This window comes from Geodermatophilus sp. SYSU D01186, from assembly GCF_054050215.1.
Genome location: NZ_JBJGYW010000004.1, coordinates 62115 through 78475, shown reverse-complemented (window position 1 = coordinate 78475; position 16361 = coordinate 62115). Strand labels below are relative to the sequence as shown.

Sequence of the window (16361 nt, the reverse complement as noted above, 5' to 3'; positions counted from 1 at the left end):
GCCTGCCTCCGGGTCAGCCGGTGCTGCGCAGCGATCGGAGCACCCGGTCGAAGGTCGCCGACTGCGCGGCGAACTCCGACGGCGGCGCGAAGAAGACCAGCAACTGCTGGGGCGTGGAGTCGACCACCAGCACGCGCACCTGCAGCGCTGCGTCCTCGGTGAGCCCGAACTGGCCGGTCATGAGCTGCCCGCCGAGGTCGCCGGCCTCCGTCGTCCCGCGCGGGGTCAGCGTGGCCTGCTGCCCCGGCAGCAGGGCGCGGGCGGACTCCAGCACCACCGCCGCCGACCCACCGCCCAGCCGGGGGCGGTGGTAGACGGCCAGCCCGACGACCGACCCCGGGTCGTCCGCGGCACCGGCCGCGGCGGCCTCCATCGCGGCGGGGTCGTCGGCGAACAGCCCGGACAGGTCCGCCGGCGAGAGGACCGTGACGGTGCTGTCCCCGGCGCCGTCGGTGCGGGCGACCCAGTCCCCGGGGACGTCGAGGGAGTAGGGCACGCCGGGGTCGGTGAACGTCGTCCACGCCCGCTCGCCGCGCAGCAGGACGACGGCCACGGCGGCCACGGCGAGCACCAGCGCCGCGGCCACCGTCAGGAGCACCGACCGCCTCGGCCACCGGGACCCGTCGCGGTCCTCCGGCGGCAGCGGCGGACGGGACCGCTCCCGCACCGGCCGCTCCTCCGGGGCGGCCTCCAGGAGGGCCATGAGCTCACCGCAGGTGGCCGGCCGGTCGTCCCGGTCCTTCGCCAGCCCGGCCGCCAGCGCACGGTCGACCGAGGCCGGGAGGTCCGGCCGCTCCGCGCTGGGCGGCGGGGGCTCGGTCGACATGTGCGCCCACAGCACCGCGGCCTCGTCCTCGTGGTCGAACGGCGGGTGACCGACCAGCACGGCGTAGGCGACGCAGGCGAGGGCGTACACGTCGGCGCGCGCGTCCACCTGCTCTCCCCGGATCTGCTCCGGGGGGACGTAGTCCAGCGTGCCGAGGAAGTGGCCGGTGGCGGTGAGCCCGGACTCCGACGCGGAGCGCTTGGTGAGCCCGAAGTCGGTCAGGTAGACGTGCCGGTGGCCTCCGGGCGGCGCCTCGGCCAGCAGGATGTTGGCCGGCTTCACGTCGCGGTGGACCAGGCCTGCCTCATGGGCGGCGTCGAGGGCCGCCGCCGTCTGGCCGAGCACGTCCAGCGCCTCGTCCAGCGGGAGGGGGCCACGCCGGTCCAGCTCGGTGCGCAGGTCGACCCCGCGGACGAACCGCATCGCCAGGTACAGCCGGCCCCCGGCGTCCCCGGCCTCGTAGATCGGGATGATGTTGGGGTGGTCGACGGCGGCGGCCAGCCGTGACTCCCGGACGAACCGGCTGCGGAAGTTGCTGTTGACGGTGAGCTCGGGCGCCAGCAGCTTGAGCGCCACCGGCCGGTCGAGCCGGGTGTCGCGGGCCCGGTAGACCACGCCCATCCCGCCCCGGCCGACGATCGACTCGATCAGGTAGCTCCCGAAGTGCCCGCCGGGTTCCAGCAGGGACTCCGGCAGAGCCATCTCATCCGACCCGGGCACCGCACGCACCGCAGAACCGGGCTCCGGCGCGCAGTCCCTTCCCGCAGTCGGAGCAGAAGCCCGGTGCGTCCACGACCGCCGGCGCGGCCGCCCGGGCCCTGGCGGCGCCCGCGCCCGCGGCCGCCTGCGGTGGTTCACTGCCGGCGCGGGCCGGCGGCGGCACGGCCACCGGCGCGATCCGTGGCGGCGTGGCGCGCGGCACCGCGGTCGTGGCGTCCGCGGCTGGTGACCGGCTCCCCCCGTCGGACCCCGCGCCCCGCCCGCTGCGCGGAGTGGCGGCCGCCGTGGTGGGCGCCACCTGACCGCCGGCCGTCGTGGCGGGCATCGCGGCCGCCGTGGCGGGCAGCGCCGGTTCGTCCCGGCCGGTGCGGGCCGGTCGCCCGGCCCCGCCTCCGCGACGCCGCGCGGCGGGCCGCCGGGTCCGGCCGCGGCGGACCAGGAGGGCGGCGAGGACGGCGGCGACCACCAGCGCGCCCAGGAGGACCAGCCACCCGGTGGTGCCGGCGAGCAGCCCCTCGTCGTCGCCGCTGGCGTCGGTGCCGCCCTCCCCGGGTGCCTGCGCCCGGGCGGTCTGCAGGTGCTGGGCGGCCAGGGCGGAGTCGTAGTAGGTCAGTGACTCCTCGAACGCGCTGGTCGCCGCACCACCGGACGCCCCGCCGGCGAGGTGGTCGACCCCGCGGCGGAACACGGCGTCGAAGGCCGACGCGCTCGGTGGTGCCGCGGCGGCGTCCAGAGCGGTCCGGACGGCGGCGGCCGGGACGAGGGTCGGCGTCCCGTCGTCCGCGGTCGTGGCCAGGCCGACCAGCCGGCCGGTGTCCGGGTCGGTGACCGGGCCGCCGCCCATCCCGGCCGCGAGCGCCGCGGCGAGGTCGCCCTCCGCGGTCAGCCGGTCGGTGCCCTCCTCGGCCCGCACCGGCATGGTGGCGGCCGACTGGTCCGGCGCCGGCGGCTGGTCGAACCCGGCGAGCAGGGCGTCGGCCGGTGCGCTCTCGTCGTCGGCGGCGAGCTCCGCGGTCGGCGTCCCGCCACCGCCGCTGATGCGCAGGACGGCGACGCCGCCCGGCCCGTCGGGCTGACCGATCAGGTCGGCCTGGGCGCGGGTCGGGGTGCCGGTGTGCGGGATGACGGTGTACTCGGTGACGGTGAACTGGACGCAGTGCTCGACGCGGTCGTAGCAGTGCTGCAGGTGGGCGTTCCAGAACTGGTCGGTGGCGGTCGCGCGCCGCGCCGTGTCCCCGTCGTTGCCGACGAGCGTGAGGCCCAGCTGGTCGGTGAACAGCTGGTTGGCCGCCGACACGGACACCACGTCCGGATCGACCTCCACGGTGCGACCGGCGGTCACGATGACGCCGTCCGCGGAGGTGAAGACGCCGGTCCCGGTACCCAGCGGGACGGTGTAGCGGCCGCGTACCAGGTCGACCTCGCCGGTCGAGTGGTTGATGTGCACGATCTCCGCGATCACCGACGTCTCGATGCGGACGAGGGCGGCCTTGGTCCCCTCGACGCCGCTGACGAGCCCGGCGCCGCCGTCGTCCGCGGCGGTGGCCGGGGAGGTCGCCAGCACGGTCGCGGCGAGTGCCGCCGCGAGGGTCGCTGCCCGGCGCATCTCAGGGCCTCCCCCGACCACGGAGGACGTCGGAGGGGCGCGATCGGGCCATGACCTGGCCTCGCTCTCGGCTCGACATCGGCCCCGATGAGCTCAGGGCAGCGCGAACGTGGACCCGGTGTCCGGCAGGCGTCAACCGCCGTCCGGACGCCACCGGCGACGGGCCCGCGTTCCGGAACTCGCGCGGCGCACGTCGTCACGCTGTGCCCCCGGTCGGGTTCGAACCGACACTCGGACCCTTTTAAGGGGCCTGCCTCTGCCGATTGGGCTACGGGGGCCCGCAGCGCACGGTAGCCCGACCGGCACCGACCTCAGGACGCCTGGGCCGGGCGGGACTGCGCGCGGTCGGCCGCCGACGGCGGCGGCAGCGAGCCGGCCCGTCCGGTGCTGGCGGCGGCGACGAACTCCCGCCGCGGGTCCTGCAGCTGACCGAGGGAGATGACCTCGCGGCGGAACACCGCGGCGAGGGTCCAGTCGGCCACCACACGGGCCTTCCGGTTGAAGGTGGGCACCCGGCTCACGTGGTAGGTGCGGTGCATGAACCAGGCCGGCCAGCCCTTGAGCTTCACCCCGTAGACCTGGGCCACGCCCTTGTGCAGGCCGAGGCTGGCCACCGAGCCGGCGTAGGAGTGCCGGTAGGGCTGCGGCTGCTGGCCGTTCAGGACGGCGACGATGTTGTCGGCCAGCCGCTTGGCCTGCCGGACGGCGTGCTGGGCGTTGGGCGCCGTCGTCGCGTCCGGGGCCTCCTTGGTGAGGTCCGGGACGGCGGCGAGGTCGCCGGCCGACCAGGCCTCGGGCATCCCGTGCACCTGCAGGGTCGGCTCGCAGACGACCCGGCCGCGGCCGTCCAGCGGCAGGTCGGTCTCGGCCAGCATCGGGTTGGGCTTGGTGCCCGCCGTCCACACGAGGGTGTCGCTGTCGAACTCGTCGCCGTCGCTGAGCCGGACGTGGCAGTCGGTCACCGACTCCAGGCGGGTGTTGAGCCGGACGTCCATGCCGCGCGCGGTCAGCTGCTTGACCGTCCACGCGGCCATGTCCAGGTCGACCTCGGGCAGGATCCGCCCCATCGCCTCGACCAGCACCCACCGCATGTCCGCCGGCGACAGCCGCGGGTAGTAGTGCTCGACGGCGTAACGGGCCATGTCCTCCAGCTCGGCGAACGCCTCCACACCCGCGTACCCGCCGCCCACGAAGGTGAAGGTCAGTGCCCGGCGGCGGACCTCGGGGTCGTCGGTGGAGCTGGCCGCGTCCAGCCGGGCGAGCACGTGGTTGCGCAGGTAGATGGCCTCGCCGACGTTCTTGAAGCCGATGCCGTGCTCGGCCAGCCCCGGGATGGGCAGGGTGCGCGCCACCGACCCGGCCGCCATGACGAGCACGTCGTAGGAGAGCTCGAACGGATCGCCCTCCAGCGGCGCGACCCGGGCCCGCCGCTCGGCGTGGCAGAGCCCGGTGACCGCGCCGGTGATCACCCGGCAGCGCGGCAGCGTGCGCCGCAGGGGCACCACGACGTGCCGCGGCTCCACCGAGCCGGCCGCCGCCTCGGGGAGGAACGGCTGGTAGGTCATGTGCGGCTGCGGATCGACCACGACGATCTCCGCCCTCCCGCGGGAGAGCTTCTTCTGCAGCCGCAGGGCGGTGTAGAGGCCGACGTAACCGCCACCCACGACCAGGACGACCGGACGCTGCGCCATGGAGGGAGCCTAGGGCCGCGGCACCTCTCCCGGCAGGGCCTCGGCGAGCTCGGTGGCCCGGGTGAGCACCGCGTCGAGCATCGGCTCGGTGAGCTTGCCGGTGAAGGTGTTCTGCTGGCTGACGTGGTAGCTGCCCAGCAGGGTGAGCGGGCCGCGCGGCCCCTCGAGGGTCACCTCGACCCCGTGCCCGAACGCCGGCCGGGGCCGCGGCAGCCGGTAGCCGGCCTCGGCCAGCACCGGCCACAGCGCCGTCCAGCCGAACCCGCCGAGCACGACGACGACCCGCAGCTCCGGCAGCAGCGCCAGCTCCCGCGCCAGCCACGGTGAGCAGGTGTCGCGCTCCTCCGGCGTCGGCGCGTTCGCCGGCGGCGCGCAGCGCACGGCCGCGGCCACCCGGACGCCGGTCAGCTCGAGCCCGTCGCCGACGTGCGTGGACGTCGGCTGGCTGGCCAGCCCCGCCCGCCACAGGGCGGCGAAGATCCAGTCCCCGCTGCGGTCGCCGGTGAACACCCGGCCGGTGCGGTTGCCGCCGTGCGCGGCCGGCGCCAGCCCGACGACGGCGATCCGGGCGTCCGCCGGGCCGAGCCCCGGCACCGGACGGCCCCAGTAGTCCTCGTCGCGGAACGACGCCCGCTTCACCCGGGCGACCTCCTCCCGCCAGGCCACCAGACGGGGGCAGGCCCGGCAGCCGGAGACCCGGGCGTCGAGGACGGCGAGGTCGCGGGTGCTGCGCGCCGAACGGGCGACGCCGGCGGGGGTTCGGGTCACCGGGAAGCCGGCCGCGTCGGTCGCCACCCCGTCAGGGAACCACCCGCGCCCTGCGTGCCGACGCCGACCCCGGCATGATCACCGTCGTGGCCAGGAAGAAGAAGCAGAAGGCCCCGCTCAGCTGGAAGCTGCTGTCGGCGGGTTTCGCGGTGCCGGCGGGGATCGCCGTCCGGAAGCTCACCGACGCCGCCTGGTTCGGCGTGCGCGGGACGACACCGCCCAAGAACCCCGCGGCGCCGGGGGTCAGCTGGCCCGAGGCGCTGGCCTGGGCCGGCGTCTCCGGGCTCGCCGTCGCCGCCGGGCGCCTCGCGGCCGCCCGCGGCGCCGCGGCCAGCTACGAGAAGCTGACCGGCAAGCTGCCCCCGGGGATCAACCAGGGCACCACCTGAGCCCGGTTCAGCCGCGGGCCACCTGCAGGGCGATGCCGTCGAGGATGTCGTGCTCGCTGACCACGACGTCGTCGAGGGCGAAGGCGTCCATGATCACCCGCAGGATGAGTGAGCCGGCGCCGATGACGTCGACCCGGCCGGGGTGCATGACCGCCTCCCGGGCCCGCCGCTCCCGGGTGGCGGTGAGCAGGCCGGCGGTCACCGAGCGGACGCCGGCCACCGGGATCCGCGAGCCGTGGATGGCCACCGGGTCGTAGGCGGGCAGGCGCAGCGCCAGCGCCGCGACCGTCGTCACCGAGCCGGCCAGCCCGACCAGCGTGGCCGCCTCGTGTACCGGCACCGTGGCCACGACGTCGGCCAGTGCGGCGCGGATGTCGGCCTCCGCGCGCTGGATCTCGTCCGCGGTGGGCGGGTCACCGTGCAGGTGCCGCTCGGTCAGCCGGACGCAGCCGACGTCGACCGAGCGGGCCGCGCGCACCCCGCCGGCGTCGCCGAGCACGAACTCGGTCGACCCGCCGCCGATGTCGACCACCAGGTACGGCGGGTGCGGCGCGGGCTGGCCGTGCGCGGCGACCGCGGCGTCCAGCGAGGCGGTGGCCCCCAGGAACGACAGCCGCGCCTCCTCGTCCCCGGCGACGACGTCGGGCAGCTGGCCGAGGGTGGCGACGACCATCGCCTCGAAGTCCCCGCGGTTGGCGGCGTCCCGGCTGGCGCTGGTCGCCACCATCCGCACCGCCGTGGCGCCCAGCTCGCGCGCCTGGGCCGCGTACTCGGCCAGCACGACGCGGGTGCGCTCGATCGCCTCGGGCGCCAGCCGGCCGGTGGCGTCGACGCCCTGGCCGAGGCGGACCACCTCCATCCGGCGCAGCAGGTCGGTGTGCGGCCCCTCCGGGGGGACGTCGGCGACCAGCAGGCGGATGGAGTTGGTGCCGCAGTCGATCGCGGCGACCCGGGTCACCGCGGCTCCTCGCCCACGGCTCGACTCCTGGCTCGTTCCGCTCCTCGGTCGCTGGCGCTCCCTGCGATGCTCGCTCGGCCGTCGTCCTCGCGATCCTGCGCGCAGGGCCCGTTCGCCCACCACTCCCCCATCTCGGCCACCGCGCGGTCGCCGATGGGGTTGACGCCCGGCCCGGCGGCCAGCGCGTGGCCGGCCAGCGCGTGCAGGCACTTGACGCGGTCGGGCATGCCGCCGGCGGTGTTGCGGGTGGGCAGCACGCCCAGGGCGTCGCGCTCGGCGAGGTAGGCCTCGTGGGCGGCGCGGTACCGCGCGGCGAGCTCCGGGTCGGTGGCCAGCTCGTCCTGCCACTCCCGCATCCGGCCGGCCGACTCCAGCCGGCTGGCGGCGGCGTTGGCCCGCGGGCAGGTCAGGTAGTACAGCGTCGGGAACGGGGTGCCGTCCTCCAGCCGCGGGGAGGTCTCCACGACGTCGGGCTGCCCGCACGGGCAGCGGTGGGCCACGGCGTGCACCGCACGCGGCGGCCGGCCCAGCTGGCGGGCGACGACCTCCCGCTCCGCCGGGGTGACCGGTTCCTTCACTCGCTCGACTCCTCGTCGCCGTCGGCCTCCGCGACCGACTGCAGCAGCGCGTCGTACCAGGGCCGTTCGCCGTCGTCCGGCTCGGGCACGGTGCCGGCGTCCCCCTCGACCGCGTCGCCGTCCACCACGACGACGAGGCGGTCGCCAGGGAGCACGTAGGTCAGCCGCTCCCGTGCCTCGCGCGCGATGAAGGCCGGGTCGCCCTGGCGCTCGAGCTGGTCCTGCAGGTCCTCGATGCGCTGGTCGAGCTCGACGCCCTCGGCGGCCAGCCGGGTCAGCTCCGCCCGCCCGGCGAGGTACTGGCGGACCGGCCCGGCGAGGGTGAGGGCCAGCAGCAGCACCAGCCCGCCGAGCACCACCGCCCGGCCGGTGAACAGCGGCCGCCGGGGCGTGCCCGGCGCCGCCGCGGTCCGCGGGGTGCGGCGACCCGGTCGCCGCGCCTCCGGCCGGCTGCCCGCGCCGGAGCGGGAGCCGGCCGGGACCGGTCGGGAGGCGGCATGGGTGATCGGCCGCCCGGTCGAGCGGCGCCCGGTGGGCGCGGGCCCGCCCCGGCGGGCGCGCGCGGCGCTCATCGGCGGGCGGACCTCATCGGGCGGTCAGCCGCGGGAACGCCGCCGCACCCGCGTACCGGGCCGCGTCGTCGAGCTCCTCCTCGATGCGCAGCAGCTGGTTGTACTTGGCCACCCGCTCGCTGCGCGCCGGGGCGCCGGTCTTGATCTGCCCGCAGTCGGTGGCGACGGCGAGGTCGGCGATCGTGGTGTCCTCGGTCTCGCCGGAGCGGTGGCTCATCATGCAGCGGTAGCCGCTGCGGTGGGCCAGGTTGACCGCGTCGAGGGTCTCGGTGAGCGTGCCGATCTGGTTGACCTTCACCAGCAGCGCGTTGCCCGCCTTGCGGGCGATGCCGTCGGCCAGCCGCGCCGGGTTGGTGACGAACAGGTCGTCGCCGACCAGCTGCACGCGGTCGCCGAGCGCGGCGGTCAGCGCGATCCAGCCGTCCCAGTCCTCCTCGGACAGCGGGTCCTCGATCGAGACGATCGGGTAGGCGTCGACCAGCTCGCGGTAGTAGTCGGTGAGGTACTCCGCCGAGCGGGTCTGCCCCTCGAAGTCGTAGCCGCCGTCGGCGTGGAACTCGGTGGCGGCCACGTCCAGCGCCAGGGCGACGTCGGTTCCCAGGCTGTAGCCGGCCTTCTCGACCGCCTCGGCGATGAGGTCCAGCGCGTCGCGGTTGCTGGGCAGGTCGGGGGCGAAGCCGCCCTCGTCACCCAGGCCGGTGGACAGCCCGCGACCCTTCAGCACCGACTTCAGGGCGTGGTAGGTCTCGGTGCCCACGGCCAGCGCCTCGGCGAAGGTCGCCGCGCCGATGGGGGCGATCATGAACTCCTGCACGTCGACGTTGCTGTCGGCGTGGGCGCCACCGTTGAGGATGTTCATCATCGGCACCGGCAGCAGGTGCGACGACGGCCCGCCGACGTAGCGGAACAGCGGCAGCCCGGCGGACTCCGCGGCGGCCTTGGCCACCGCCAGGCTCACCCCGAGCAGCGCGTTGGCGCCGAGGCGGGACTTGTCCGGCGTCCCGTCGAGGTCGAGCAGCCGCTGGTCCACCAGCCGCTGCTCACTGGCGTCGTAGCCGACCAGCTCCGGGCCGATGACGTCGAGGACGCCGTCGACGGCCTTGGTCACGCCCTTGCCGCCGTAGCGCTCACCGCCGTCGCGCAGCTCCACCGCCTCGAACGCGCCGGTGGAGGCGCCACTGGGCACCGCGGCCCGCGTGATCGTCCCGTCGTCGAGGGCGACCTCGACCTCCACGGTGGGGTTTCCGCGCGAGTCGAGGATCTCCCGCGCGCCTACGGCGTCGATGCTGGGCACGGGGGCAGCCTAGCCAGCCACCCCGGGAGCGCTCACCCGCCGCGCGTGGACGCCCCCGCCGCCCTGCCCCGGCGCCACGGCCCGCTGACGCTGTGTCGCCGCACCGATGAGAACCGGCGTCGGGCATCGTCTCTCCTCCGACACCGTTCCGGCGGCGCAGAGCCGACGACCAACTGAGGAGAAGACATTGGGCGCGATCAAGGTCCACGAGTTCACCACCGTCGACGGGGTGGTCGACGCCCCCATGTGGACGATGGACTACGGCTTCCCCGAGGACCTCGCCGCCTCGATCGGTGCCCTCACCGGCACGGCCTCGGGCATCCTGCTGGGCCGCACCACCTTCGAGATGTTCGCGCCGGCCTGGTCGACCCGGACCGTGGAGGAGGACGAGGGCGCGCCCTTCTTCAACGACACGCAGAAGTACGTCGTCTCGTCCACGCTGTCCGACGCCGAGTCGGTGTGGCGCAACTCCACGGTGGTCGGGGGCTACGACGCCGAGCGCCTGCGCACGCTCAAGGGCGAGGTGGACGGCGACCTCTACGTGAGCGGCAGCGCCACGCTGGTGCGGGCCCTGCTGGCCGACGGGCTGGTCGACGAGCTGCACCTGTACGTGTACCCGCTGGCCGTCGGCACCGGCATCCGGCTGTTCCCCGATGGCGCCCCGCGGACGCCGCTGTCCCTGCGCGGCGCCGAGGGCCTGAGCAACGGGGTGGCGCACCTGACCTACGGGCCGGCCGCCGGCTGACCGGGTCCGACCGGGGCGGGCCAGCGCCCGTCCCGGTCGGGCGGGTCAGCCCCCGTCCCGGTCGGCTCCCCGGAAGAGCCAGCCGATGAACCAGGCCACCAGGCCGGCGAGCACGAGGTGGACCAGCACCCGGACCGGGTCGAACGGCCCGTCGACGAACTCACCCACGACGATCCCGCCGACCAGCCAGACGAAGACCGCGACGGCGATCCACGTGCGGTGCCGGGACACGCCCGCTCCCGGCCGGCCGGAGGTGACCACCCCTGGATGATCCCGCCGGACGCGCCGTCCCGCCGGTCGAAACCGGCACTCATCCCCGGGTGCGTTCCTCCGCCGCCGCGTCCAGCTCGCCCGCGTACCGGCGCACCGCCTCGCGCAGCGCGTCCTCGACGTCCCACCCGCGCTGGGCAGCGCCGCTCACCACGGCCAGCAGCCGCTCCCCCAGCTCCTCCGGGCTGCGGGCGGACAGCTCGGCCGGCTCGGGGACGGGCAGCCCCGCCCGGCCGGCCCGGCGCACGAGCGCCGCGCCCCACGCCGCGGCCGGCTGGGAGCGGGAGACGCCCTCGGTCGGTGACCGGCGCTGCTTCTCCGCCTTCTTGATCTCCTCCCAGCCGGCCTCGACCTGCGCTGTGTCCGGGCGAGGCCCCGCGCTCCCGACGTCCCCGAACACGTGCGGGTGCCGGCGGACCAGCTTGTCGACCAGGTCGCCGGCAACCTCGTCCACGGTGAACCGGCGGTCGGCCCCGGCCTCGGCGGCCACCCGGGCGTGGAACACCACCTGCAGCAGCACGTCGCCGAGCTCCTCGCGCATCGCCGCGGCGTCGTCGTCCACGATCGCGTCGTAGGCCTCGTGCGCCTCCTCCAGCAGGTAACCGCGCAGCGAGGCGTGGGTCTGCTCGGCGTCCCACGGGCAGCCGCCGGGTGAGCGCAGCCGGTCCATCACGGTGACGACGTCGAGCAGCCGGGTGCCGGGCGGCTCGGGCGCTCCCTCGACCACCTCGGCGGCGCCGACGTCCTCCCCCGCCACGAGGGCGACGACGTCGTCGGGGCGGGCCGCCGCCGCGGCGGCGTCGGGCAGGTCCTCGACCGCCCAGCCGGCCGCGCGCAGCGCGGCGGCGGCAGCCGCGGCACCCGGCAGCGCCACGACGGCGCGCTCGCCGGTCACCGCCCGCCAGCCGGCGGGACCGAGCAGTCCGGGGAGGGAGGGGCTGACGGTGACAGCGAGCGCGACGGGCACCCGGTCAGTCTCCGGGAGCCGCCGGACCGGTGGCCGGGCCGGTGCCGCCCGCGGCGTCGAGGACGTCGACGACGCCGTCGTCGGCCGGGACGATCTGGCCGTCCTCGATCGTCCCGTAGCGCGGGTTGACGGTGATGTCGAGGTCGTCGCGGACGTCGACGACCAGCTGCTGCGCGGCGTCGTCGACCTCGGAGGCGGCGGCGTCCTCCAGGTCGCCCCGCGCCTCCTCGAAGCTCGGCGCCACCGGCTGCCCGACGAAGACGACGAGCACGCCGCCCACCTCGGGGACGGCGACGGTGAACGCACTGTTCGGGGCGGCCGCGGTGACCTGGTCGGCGATCGCGGTCGGCACCTGGTCGGCCGCGCGCGGCGTCACCTGCGGGAGGGTGGTGTTCGACGGGTACTGGGCGGCGACGGCCGGGTAGGCGGAGGGGTCGGCCTGCAGCGTGGCGACGGCGGCGTCGGCGGCGGCCTGGTCGGGCACGGTCACGTAGCCGAGCGAGACCTGCGAGAGGGAGGGCAGCGCCTCCTCGTAGTCGGCGCGCAGCTGCTCCTCGGTCAGCCCCGCGTCGAGCCCTTCCTCCACCGCGATGCGCTGGCGCACCAGCTGCTGCCGGACGGTCTCGAAGATGTCGGTCCGCCCCACGCCCTGGGCGGCGGCCTGGCTGTAGAGCGCCTCGGGGTCCTGGTCGCCGATCAGCTCGTCGAGCAACGTCTGGACCTCGGCGTCGGACGGCGTGACCCCGTACGCCTCGGCGGCCTGCGCGTAGACCTCGGCCTGGACCATCCGGGTGAGCACGAGCCGGGTGAACTCGTCCTCGCGGCCCTCGGTGGCCGCGGCGAGCGCCGGGTCGGCCAGCCGCTCGTCCACCGCCGTCTGCAGCTGCGCCACGGTGACCCGCTCGTCGCCGACGTAGGCGGCGACGTTGGGCGACGTGCGGCAGCCGGCCACCCCGGCCAGGGCGACGACACCGAGGGCCAGCGATGCGGTCAGGCGACGGCTCTGCACGCGGCCGAGGGTGCCACACCGCCTGTGACGCACGACGCAGGCGGAGTCGGTCGAGTGCGGTTCCGCACTCGACCGACTCCGCTCGCTGCGATGCTCCCGCGGCTGTCAGGCGGCGACGACACAGCCGCCTTCCACGCCCCGGTCCGCTCCTCGCTCGCTGGCGCTCGCTGCGATGCTCCCGCGGCTGTCAGGCGGCGACGGGCTGCTCGAGGACGGCGGCCAGCAGCGAGTGCAGGTTCTCCAGCAGCGCCACGTCGCGCAGCGGCGTCCGCCGGTCCGGGCCGACCGGCACCTTGAGGGAGATCGTGTCGACGGTGGACTTGTAGGTCGCGCCGTCGGCCAGCCGGGCCAGCCGCATCTGCTGGGACTCCCGCAGCGGCACCGGCGAGATCCGGATCGCCCGGCCCTGCATCGACACCTCGGTGATCCCCCACTTCCGCACGGCGGCGCGGAACCGGGCGACGGCCATCAGGTTGAGCACCGGCGCGGGCGGGGCGCCGTAACGGTCGGTCAGCTCGTCGAGCACCGCCTGCGCCTGCTCGTCGGACTGGACGGAGGCGACCTTCCGGTAGGCCTCCATCCGCAGCCGCTCGCCGGGCACGTAGTCGTGCGGCAGGTGCGCGTCCACCGGCAGGTCCACCCGCACCTCGGCCGGCTCGGCCGGGGCCTCCTCGCCGGTGACCTGGGCGCGGTAGTCGGCCACCGCCTCGCCGACCAGCCGCACGTACAGGTCGAACCCGACGCCGGCGATGTGCCCGGACTGCTCGCCACCGAGCAGGTTGCCCGAGCCGCGGATCTCGAGGTCCTTCATCGCCACCGCCATGCCGGCGCCCAGGTCGGTGTTGTGCGCGATCGTGGTCAGCCGGTCCACGGACGTCTCGGTCAGGGGGCGCGACGGGTCGTAGGTGAAGTAGGCGTAGGCCCGCTCGCGGCCACGGCCGACGCGGCCGCGGATCTGGTGCAGCTGGGACAGGCCGAAGGTGTCGGCGCGGTCGACGATCAGGGTGTTGGCGTTGGGGATGTCCAGGCCCGACTCGACGATCGTCGTCGCGACCAGGACGTCGTACTCCTTCTCCCAGAAGCCGACCATGATCCGCTCGAGCTCGTGCTCCTTCATCTGCCCGTGGCCGACGGCGACGCGGGCCTCGGGCACCAGGTTGCGGATCTTCGCCGCGGCCTTGTCGATCGACTGCACCCGGTTGTGGATCACGAACACCTGGCCGTCGCGCAGCAGCTCGCGGCGGATGGCCGCGGCCATCTGCTTGTCGTCCCAGGCGCCGACGTAGGTCAGCACCGGGTGCCGCTCCTCCGGCGGGGTCAGGATCGTCGACATCTCGCGGATGCCGGTCAGCGACATCTCCAGGGTGCGCGGGATCGGGGTGGCCGACATCGACAGGACGTCGACCGCCGTCCGCATCGTCTTCAGGTACTCCTTGTGCTCGACGCCGAAGCGCTGCTCCTCGTCGACGATGACCAGGCCGAGGTCCTTGAACCGGGTGGTCGGCTGCAGCAGCCGGTGGGTGCCGACCAGGACGTCGACCTCCCCTGCCGCCAGCTGGCGCAGCGTCTCGGCGCTCTCGGCGTCGGACTGGAACCGGGACAGCGCCTTCACCGTCACCGGGAACTGCGCCATCCGCTCGGAGAAGGTCTTGAAGTGCTGGTTGGCCAGCAGCGTCGTCGGCACGAGGACGGCGACCTGCTTGCCGTCCTGCACCGCCTTGAACGCCGCCCGGACGGCGATCTCGGTCTTCCCGTAGCCGACGTCGCCGCAGATGATCCGGTCCATCGGGACCGGGTTCTGCATGTCGGCCTTGACCTCGTCGATCGCGGCCAGCTGGTCGGGGGTCTCGTGGAACGGGAAGGCGTCCTCCAGCTCGCGCTGCCAGACCGTGTCCGGGCCGAACGCGTGCCCCTGGGTGGCCATCCGCGCCGAGTAGAGCCGGATCAGCTCCGCGGCGATCTGCTTGACCGCCCGGCGCGCCTGCCCCTTGGTCTTCTGCCAGTCGGCGCCGCCGAGCTTGGACAGCGCCGGGGCCTCGCCGCCGACGTAGCGGGTCAGCTGGTCGAGGGCGTCGGTGGGCACGAACAGCCGGTCCGGCGGCTGGTTCCGCTTGGACGGCGCGTACTCGACGATCAGGTAGTCGCGCTGCCCGCCGTTGACGGTGCGGCTGACCATCTCGATGTAGCGGCCGATGCCGTGGTGCTCGTGGACGACGAGGTCGCCGGGCTGCAGCTGCACCAGGTCGACGGCGTTGCGCCGGCGGGCCGGCATCTTGACCGCGTCGCGCATCGAGGTGCCGCGCTGCCCGGTGAGGTCGTGCTCGGTGAGCAGCGCGAGGCCCACGCCGGGGAAGGCGAACCCGGCCTCCAGGTTGCCCTGGGTGACGTGGGTCAGCCGCGGCTCGGGGGCGGTCGCGATGTCGGGCACCAGCCGGGCGCCGAGGTCGGCCTCGGCGAACTGGTCGGCGGCGCGCTGGGCGGGGCCCGGGCCGGCGAAGGTGACGACCAGCTGCCAGCCGGCCCGCGACCACGTGCGCAGCTGGTCGATGGCGCGCGGCACGTCGCCGGAGAAGCGGTCGACGGTGGCCGCGTCGAGGGCGACGTGCGTGTCGTCGTCCTCGATCGCCAGGGTGAACGCGCCGGTGCTCCACCACGGCAGACCCCGGCCGCGGGCGGCGGTCTCGACGTCGGCCAGGTCGCGGAAGGACGACGCACCGAGGTCCAGCGGCGCCTCCCCTGCCTCGGCGGCGGTGGCCCACGACGCGGCGAGGAACTCCTCGGCGGTGCGGACCAGGTCGGCGGCACGGCTGCGCACCCGCTCGGGGTCGCAGACCAGCACGTGGGTGCCGCGCGGCACGAGGTCGGTGAGGAGGTCCATGTGCTGGCCGCCGATCAGGGCCGGGGTCAGCGACTCCATGCCCTCGACGGCGATCCCCTCGGCGAGCTTGCCGAGGATCTCCAGCAGCCCGGGGCGCTCCACGGCCAGCGCAGCCGCCCGCTCACGCACCTCGGTGGTGAGCAGCAGCTCGCGGCACGGCGGGGCCCACAGCCGCTCGGGCCGCTCGTCGAGGGAGCGCTGGTCGGCCGCGGAGAAGTAGCGCAGCTCCTCGACCTCGTCGCCCCAGAACTCCACGCGCACGGGGTGCGGCTCGGTCGGTGGGAAGACGTCGACCAGCCCGCCGCGGACGGCGAACTCGCCGCGCTTCTCGACCAGCTCGACGCGGGTGTACGCGGCGTCGGTCAGCGCCTGCGCGACGTCGTCGAGCTCCGCGGAGTCCCCCGGCTCCAGCTCCACCGGGACGAGGTCGCCCAGCCCCGGCGCGAGCGGCTGCAGCACGCTGCGCACCGGCGCGACCAGCACGTCGATCGCGCCGCCCACGCCCGGGTGCGTGAGGTCGCGCAGCACCGCCAGCCGGCGGCCGACGGTGTCCGCGCGCGGGGAGAGCCGCTCGTGGGGCAGCGTCTCCCAGGCGGGGAACACCTCGGTGCGCCGGTCCGGGAGGAAGCAGCGCAGCTGGTCGGCGACGGCGTCGGCGTCCCGCTCCCCCGCCGTCACGACCAGGACGGGGACGCCGCCCTCCCCGCCCGCCGCCGCCAGCGCGGCGGCGACCAGCGGCTGCACCGGCGGCGGGGCGGTGACCGCCAGTTCGGCGTTCCCCGCGGCGGCCACCACGCGGGCCATGCCGGGGTCGGTGAGGACGACGTCGAGCACGCCGCGCAAGGTCACGAGACCGTCTCCTGAGACTTCGGGCCACGCACGTCGCGCCGGGTGCGCGGGGGGCCGGACCCCCAGGTTAGTCCCGGGACCGCACCCCCGCCGCCGTCACGGGGCGTCACCACGGCGCACGCCCGATCGAGTGAGCCTCCCCGTCCGGGCGACCTGCCCGGAGGCGCCCCGGACCTACTGTCGCCCCCGGAGTACCTGCGATGGGCGGGGGACGGGTCGCTCCACGTGTGCCACCCCGCCC

At 75.5% G+C, this 16361-nt stretch carries 14 protein-coding genes and 1 tRNA gene; 2 read left to right on the top strand and 13 right to left on the bottom strand.

The features are described from left to right. Window positions 1-13: 13 nt before the first annotated feature. The 5 genes from ACI784_RS04410 to ACI784_RS04390 form a co-directional block, all read right to left on the bottom strand. A complete protein-coding gene (locus tag ACI784_RS04410; protein WP_456921665.1) occupies window positions 14-1528 on the bottom strand; it encodes a serine/threonine-protein kinase in 1515 nt (504 codons plus the stop codon). Window position 1529: 1 nt separating this feature from the next. Continuing rightward, complete coding sequence (locus ACI784_RS04405; RefSeq protein ID WP_457012606.1) at window positions 1530-3152, bottom strand: zinc ribbon domain-containing protein; 1623 nt, start codon at window positions 3150-3152, stop codon at window positions 1530-1532. Between the two features lie 204 nt (window positions 3153-3356). After that, window positions 3357-3430 (bottom strand) — tRNA-Leu (locus ACI784_RS04400). A 33-nt stretch (window positions 3431-3463) separates the two neighbouring features. Beyond that, the gene (locus tag ACI784_RS04395) at window positions 3464-4843 is read right to left on the bottom strand and encodes an NAD(P)/FAD-dependent oxidoreductase (protein WP_457012605.1); all 1380 of its coding nucleotides are present in this window, start codon (window positions 4841-4843) and stop codon (window positions 3464-3466) included. 9 nt (window positions 4844-4852) lie between these two features. Further along, on the bottom strand, window positions 4853-5638 hold the full coding sequence (locus tag ACI784_RS04390) for a uracil-DNA glycosylase (RefSeq protein WP_457012604.1): 786 nt from the start codon (window positions 5636-5638) through the stop codon (window positions 4853-4855). A gap of 59 nt (window positions 5639-5697) precedes the next feature. Here ACI784_RS04390 and ACI784_RS04385 point away from each other — a divergent pair, with 59 nt between their 5' ends. Beyond that, a complete protein-coding gene (locus ACI784_RS04385; protein WP_456921661.1) occupies window positions 5698-6000 on the top strand; it encodes a DUF4235 domain-containing protein in 303 nt (100 codons plus the stop codon). Window positions 6001-6007: 7 nt separating this feature from the next. Here ACI784_RS04385 and ACI784_RS04380 read toward each other — a convergent pair whose 3' ends face one another. The 4 genes from ACI784_RS04380 to eno are packed head-to-tail and all read right to left on the bottom strand — an operon-like array spanning window position 6008 to window position 9402. Beyond that, the gene (locus ACI784_RS04380; RefSeq protein ID WP_457012603.1) at window positions 6008-6958 is read right to left on the bottom strand and encodes a Ppx/GppA phosphatase family protein; all 951 of its coding nucleotides are present in this window, start codon (window positions 6956-6958) and stop codon (window positions 6008-6010) included. Then, window positions 6955-7536 (bottom strand): DUF501 domain-containing protein, encoded by a 582-nt coding sequence (locus tag ACI784_RS04375; protein ID WP_457012602.1) that lies wholly within the window; start codon window positions 7534-7536, stop codon window positions 6955-6957. Before ACI784_RS04375 ends, ACI784_RS04380 begins: the two co-directional genes overlap by 4 nt. Next, the gene (locus ACI784_RS04370; RefSeq protein WP_457012601.1) at window positions 7533-8108 is read right to left on the bottom strand and encodes a septum formation initiator family protein; all 576 of its coding nucleotides are present in this window, start codon (window positions 8106-8108) and stop codon (window positions 7533-7535) included. Before ACI784_RS04370 ends, ACI784_RS04375 begins: the two co-directional genes overlap by 4 nt. Window positions 8109-8121: 13 nt before the next feature. After that, window positions 8122-9402: a phosphopyruvate hydratase gene (gene eno, locus ACI784_RS04365; protein ID WP_456921657.1), complete on the bottom strand. Its 1281-nt coding sequence runs from the start codon at window positions 9400-9402 to the stop codon at window positions 8122-8124. Window positions 9403-9589: 187 nt separating this feature from the next. On the opposite strand from eno, the gene ACI784_RS04360 reads away from it, so the two are divergent. Continuing rightward, window positions 9590-10147 carry a dihydrofolate reductase family protein gene (locus tag ACI784_RS04360; protein ID WP_456921656.1) on the top strand — a complete coding sequence of 186 codons (558 nt, stop codon included), beginning with the start codon at window positions 9590-9592 and terminating at the stop codon, window positions 10145-10147. Window positions 10148-10192: 45 nt separating this feature from the next. On the opposite strand, the gene ACI784_RS04355 is transcribed toward ACI784_RS04360, so the two are convergent. From ACI784_RS04355 to mfd, 4 genes are all read right to left on the bottom strand, one after another. After that, the gene (locus tag ACI784_RS04355) at window positions 10193-10378 is read right to left on the bottom strand and encodes a hypothetical protein (RefSeq protein WP_456921655.1); all 186 of its coding nucleotides are present in this window, start codon (window positions 10376-10378) and stop codon (window positions 10193-10195) included. Window positions 10379-10457: 79 nt separating this feature from the next. Continuing rightward, complete coding sequence (locus ACI784_RS04350) at window positions 10458-11384, bottom strand: MazG family protein (RefSeq protein WP_456921654.1); 927 nt, start codon at window positions 11382-11384, stop codon at window positions 10458-10460. 4 nt (window positions 11385-11388) lie between these two features. Then, the gene (locus tag ACI784_RS04345) at window positions 11389-12393 is read right to left on the bottom strand and encodes a SurA N-terminal domain-containing protein (RefSeq protein ID WP_457012599.1); all 1005 of its coding nucleotides are present in this window, start codon (window positions 12391-12393) and stop codon (window positions 11389-11391) included. A gap of 187 nt (window positions 12394-12580) precedes the next feature. Further along, window positions 12581-16120, bottom strand: a complete 3540-nt coding sequence (mfd, locus tag ACI784_RS04340) for a transcription-repair coupling factor (protein WP_457012598.1) — start codon at window positions 16118-16120, stop codon at window positions 12581-12583. Window positions 16121-16361 lie beyond the last annotated feature (241 nt).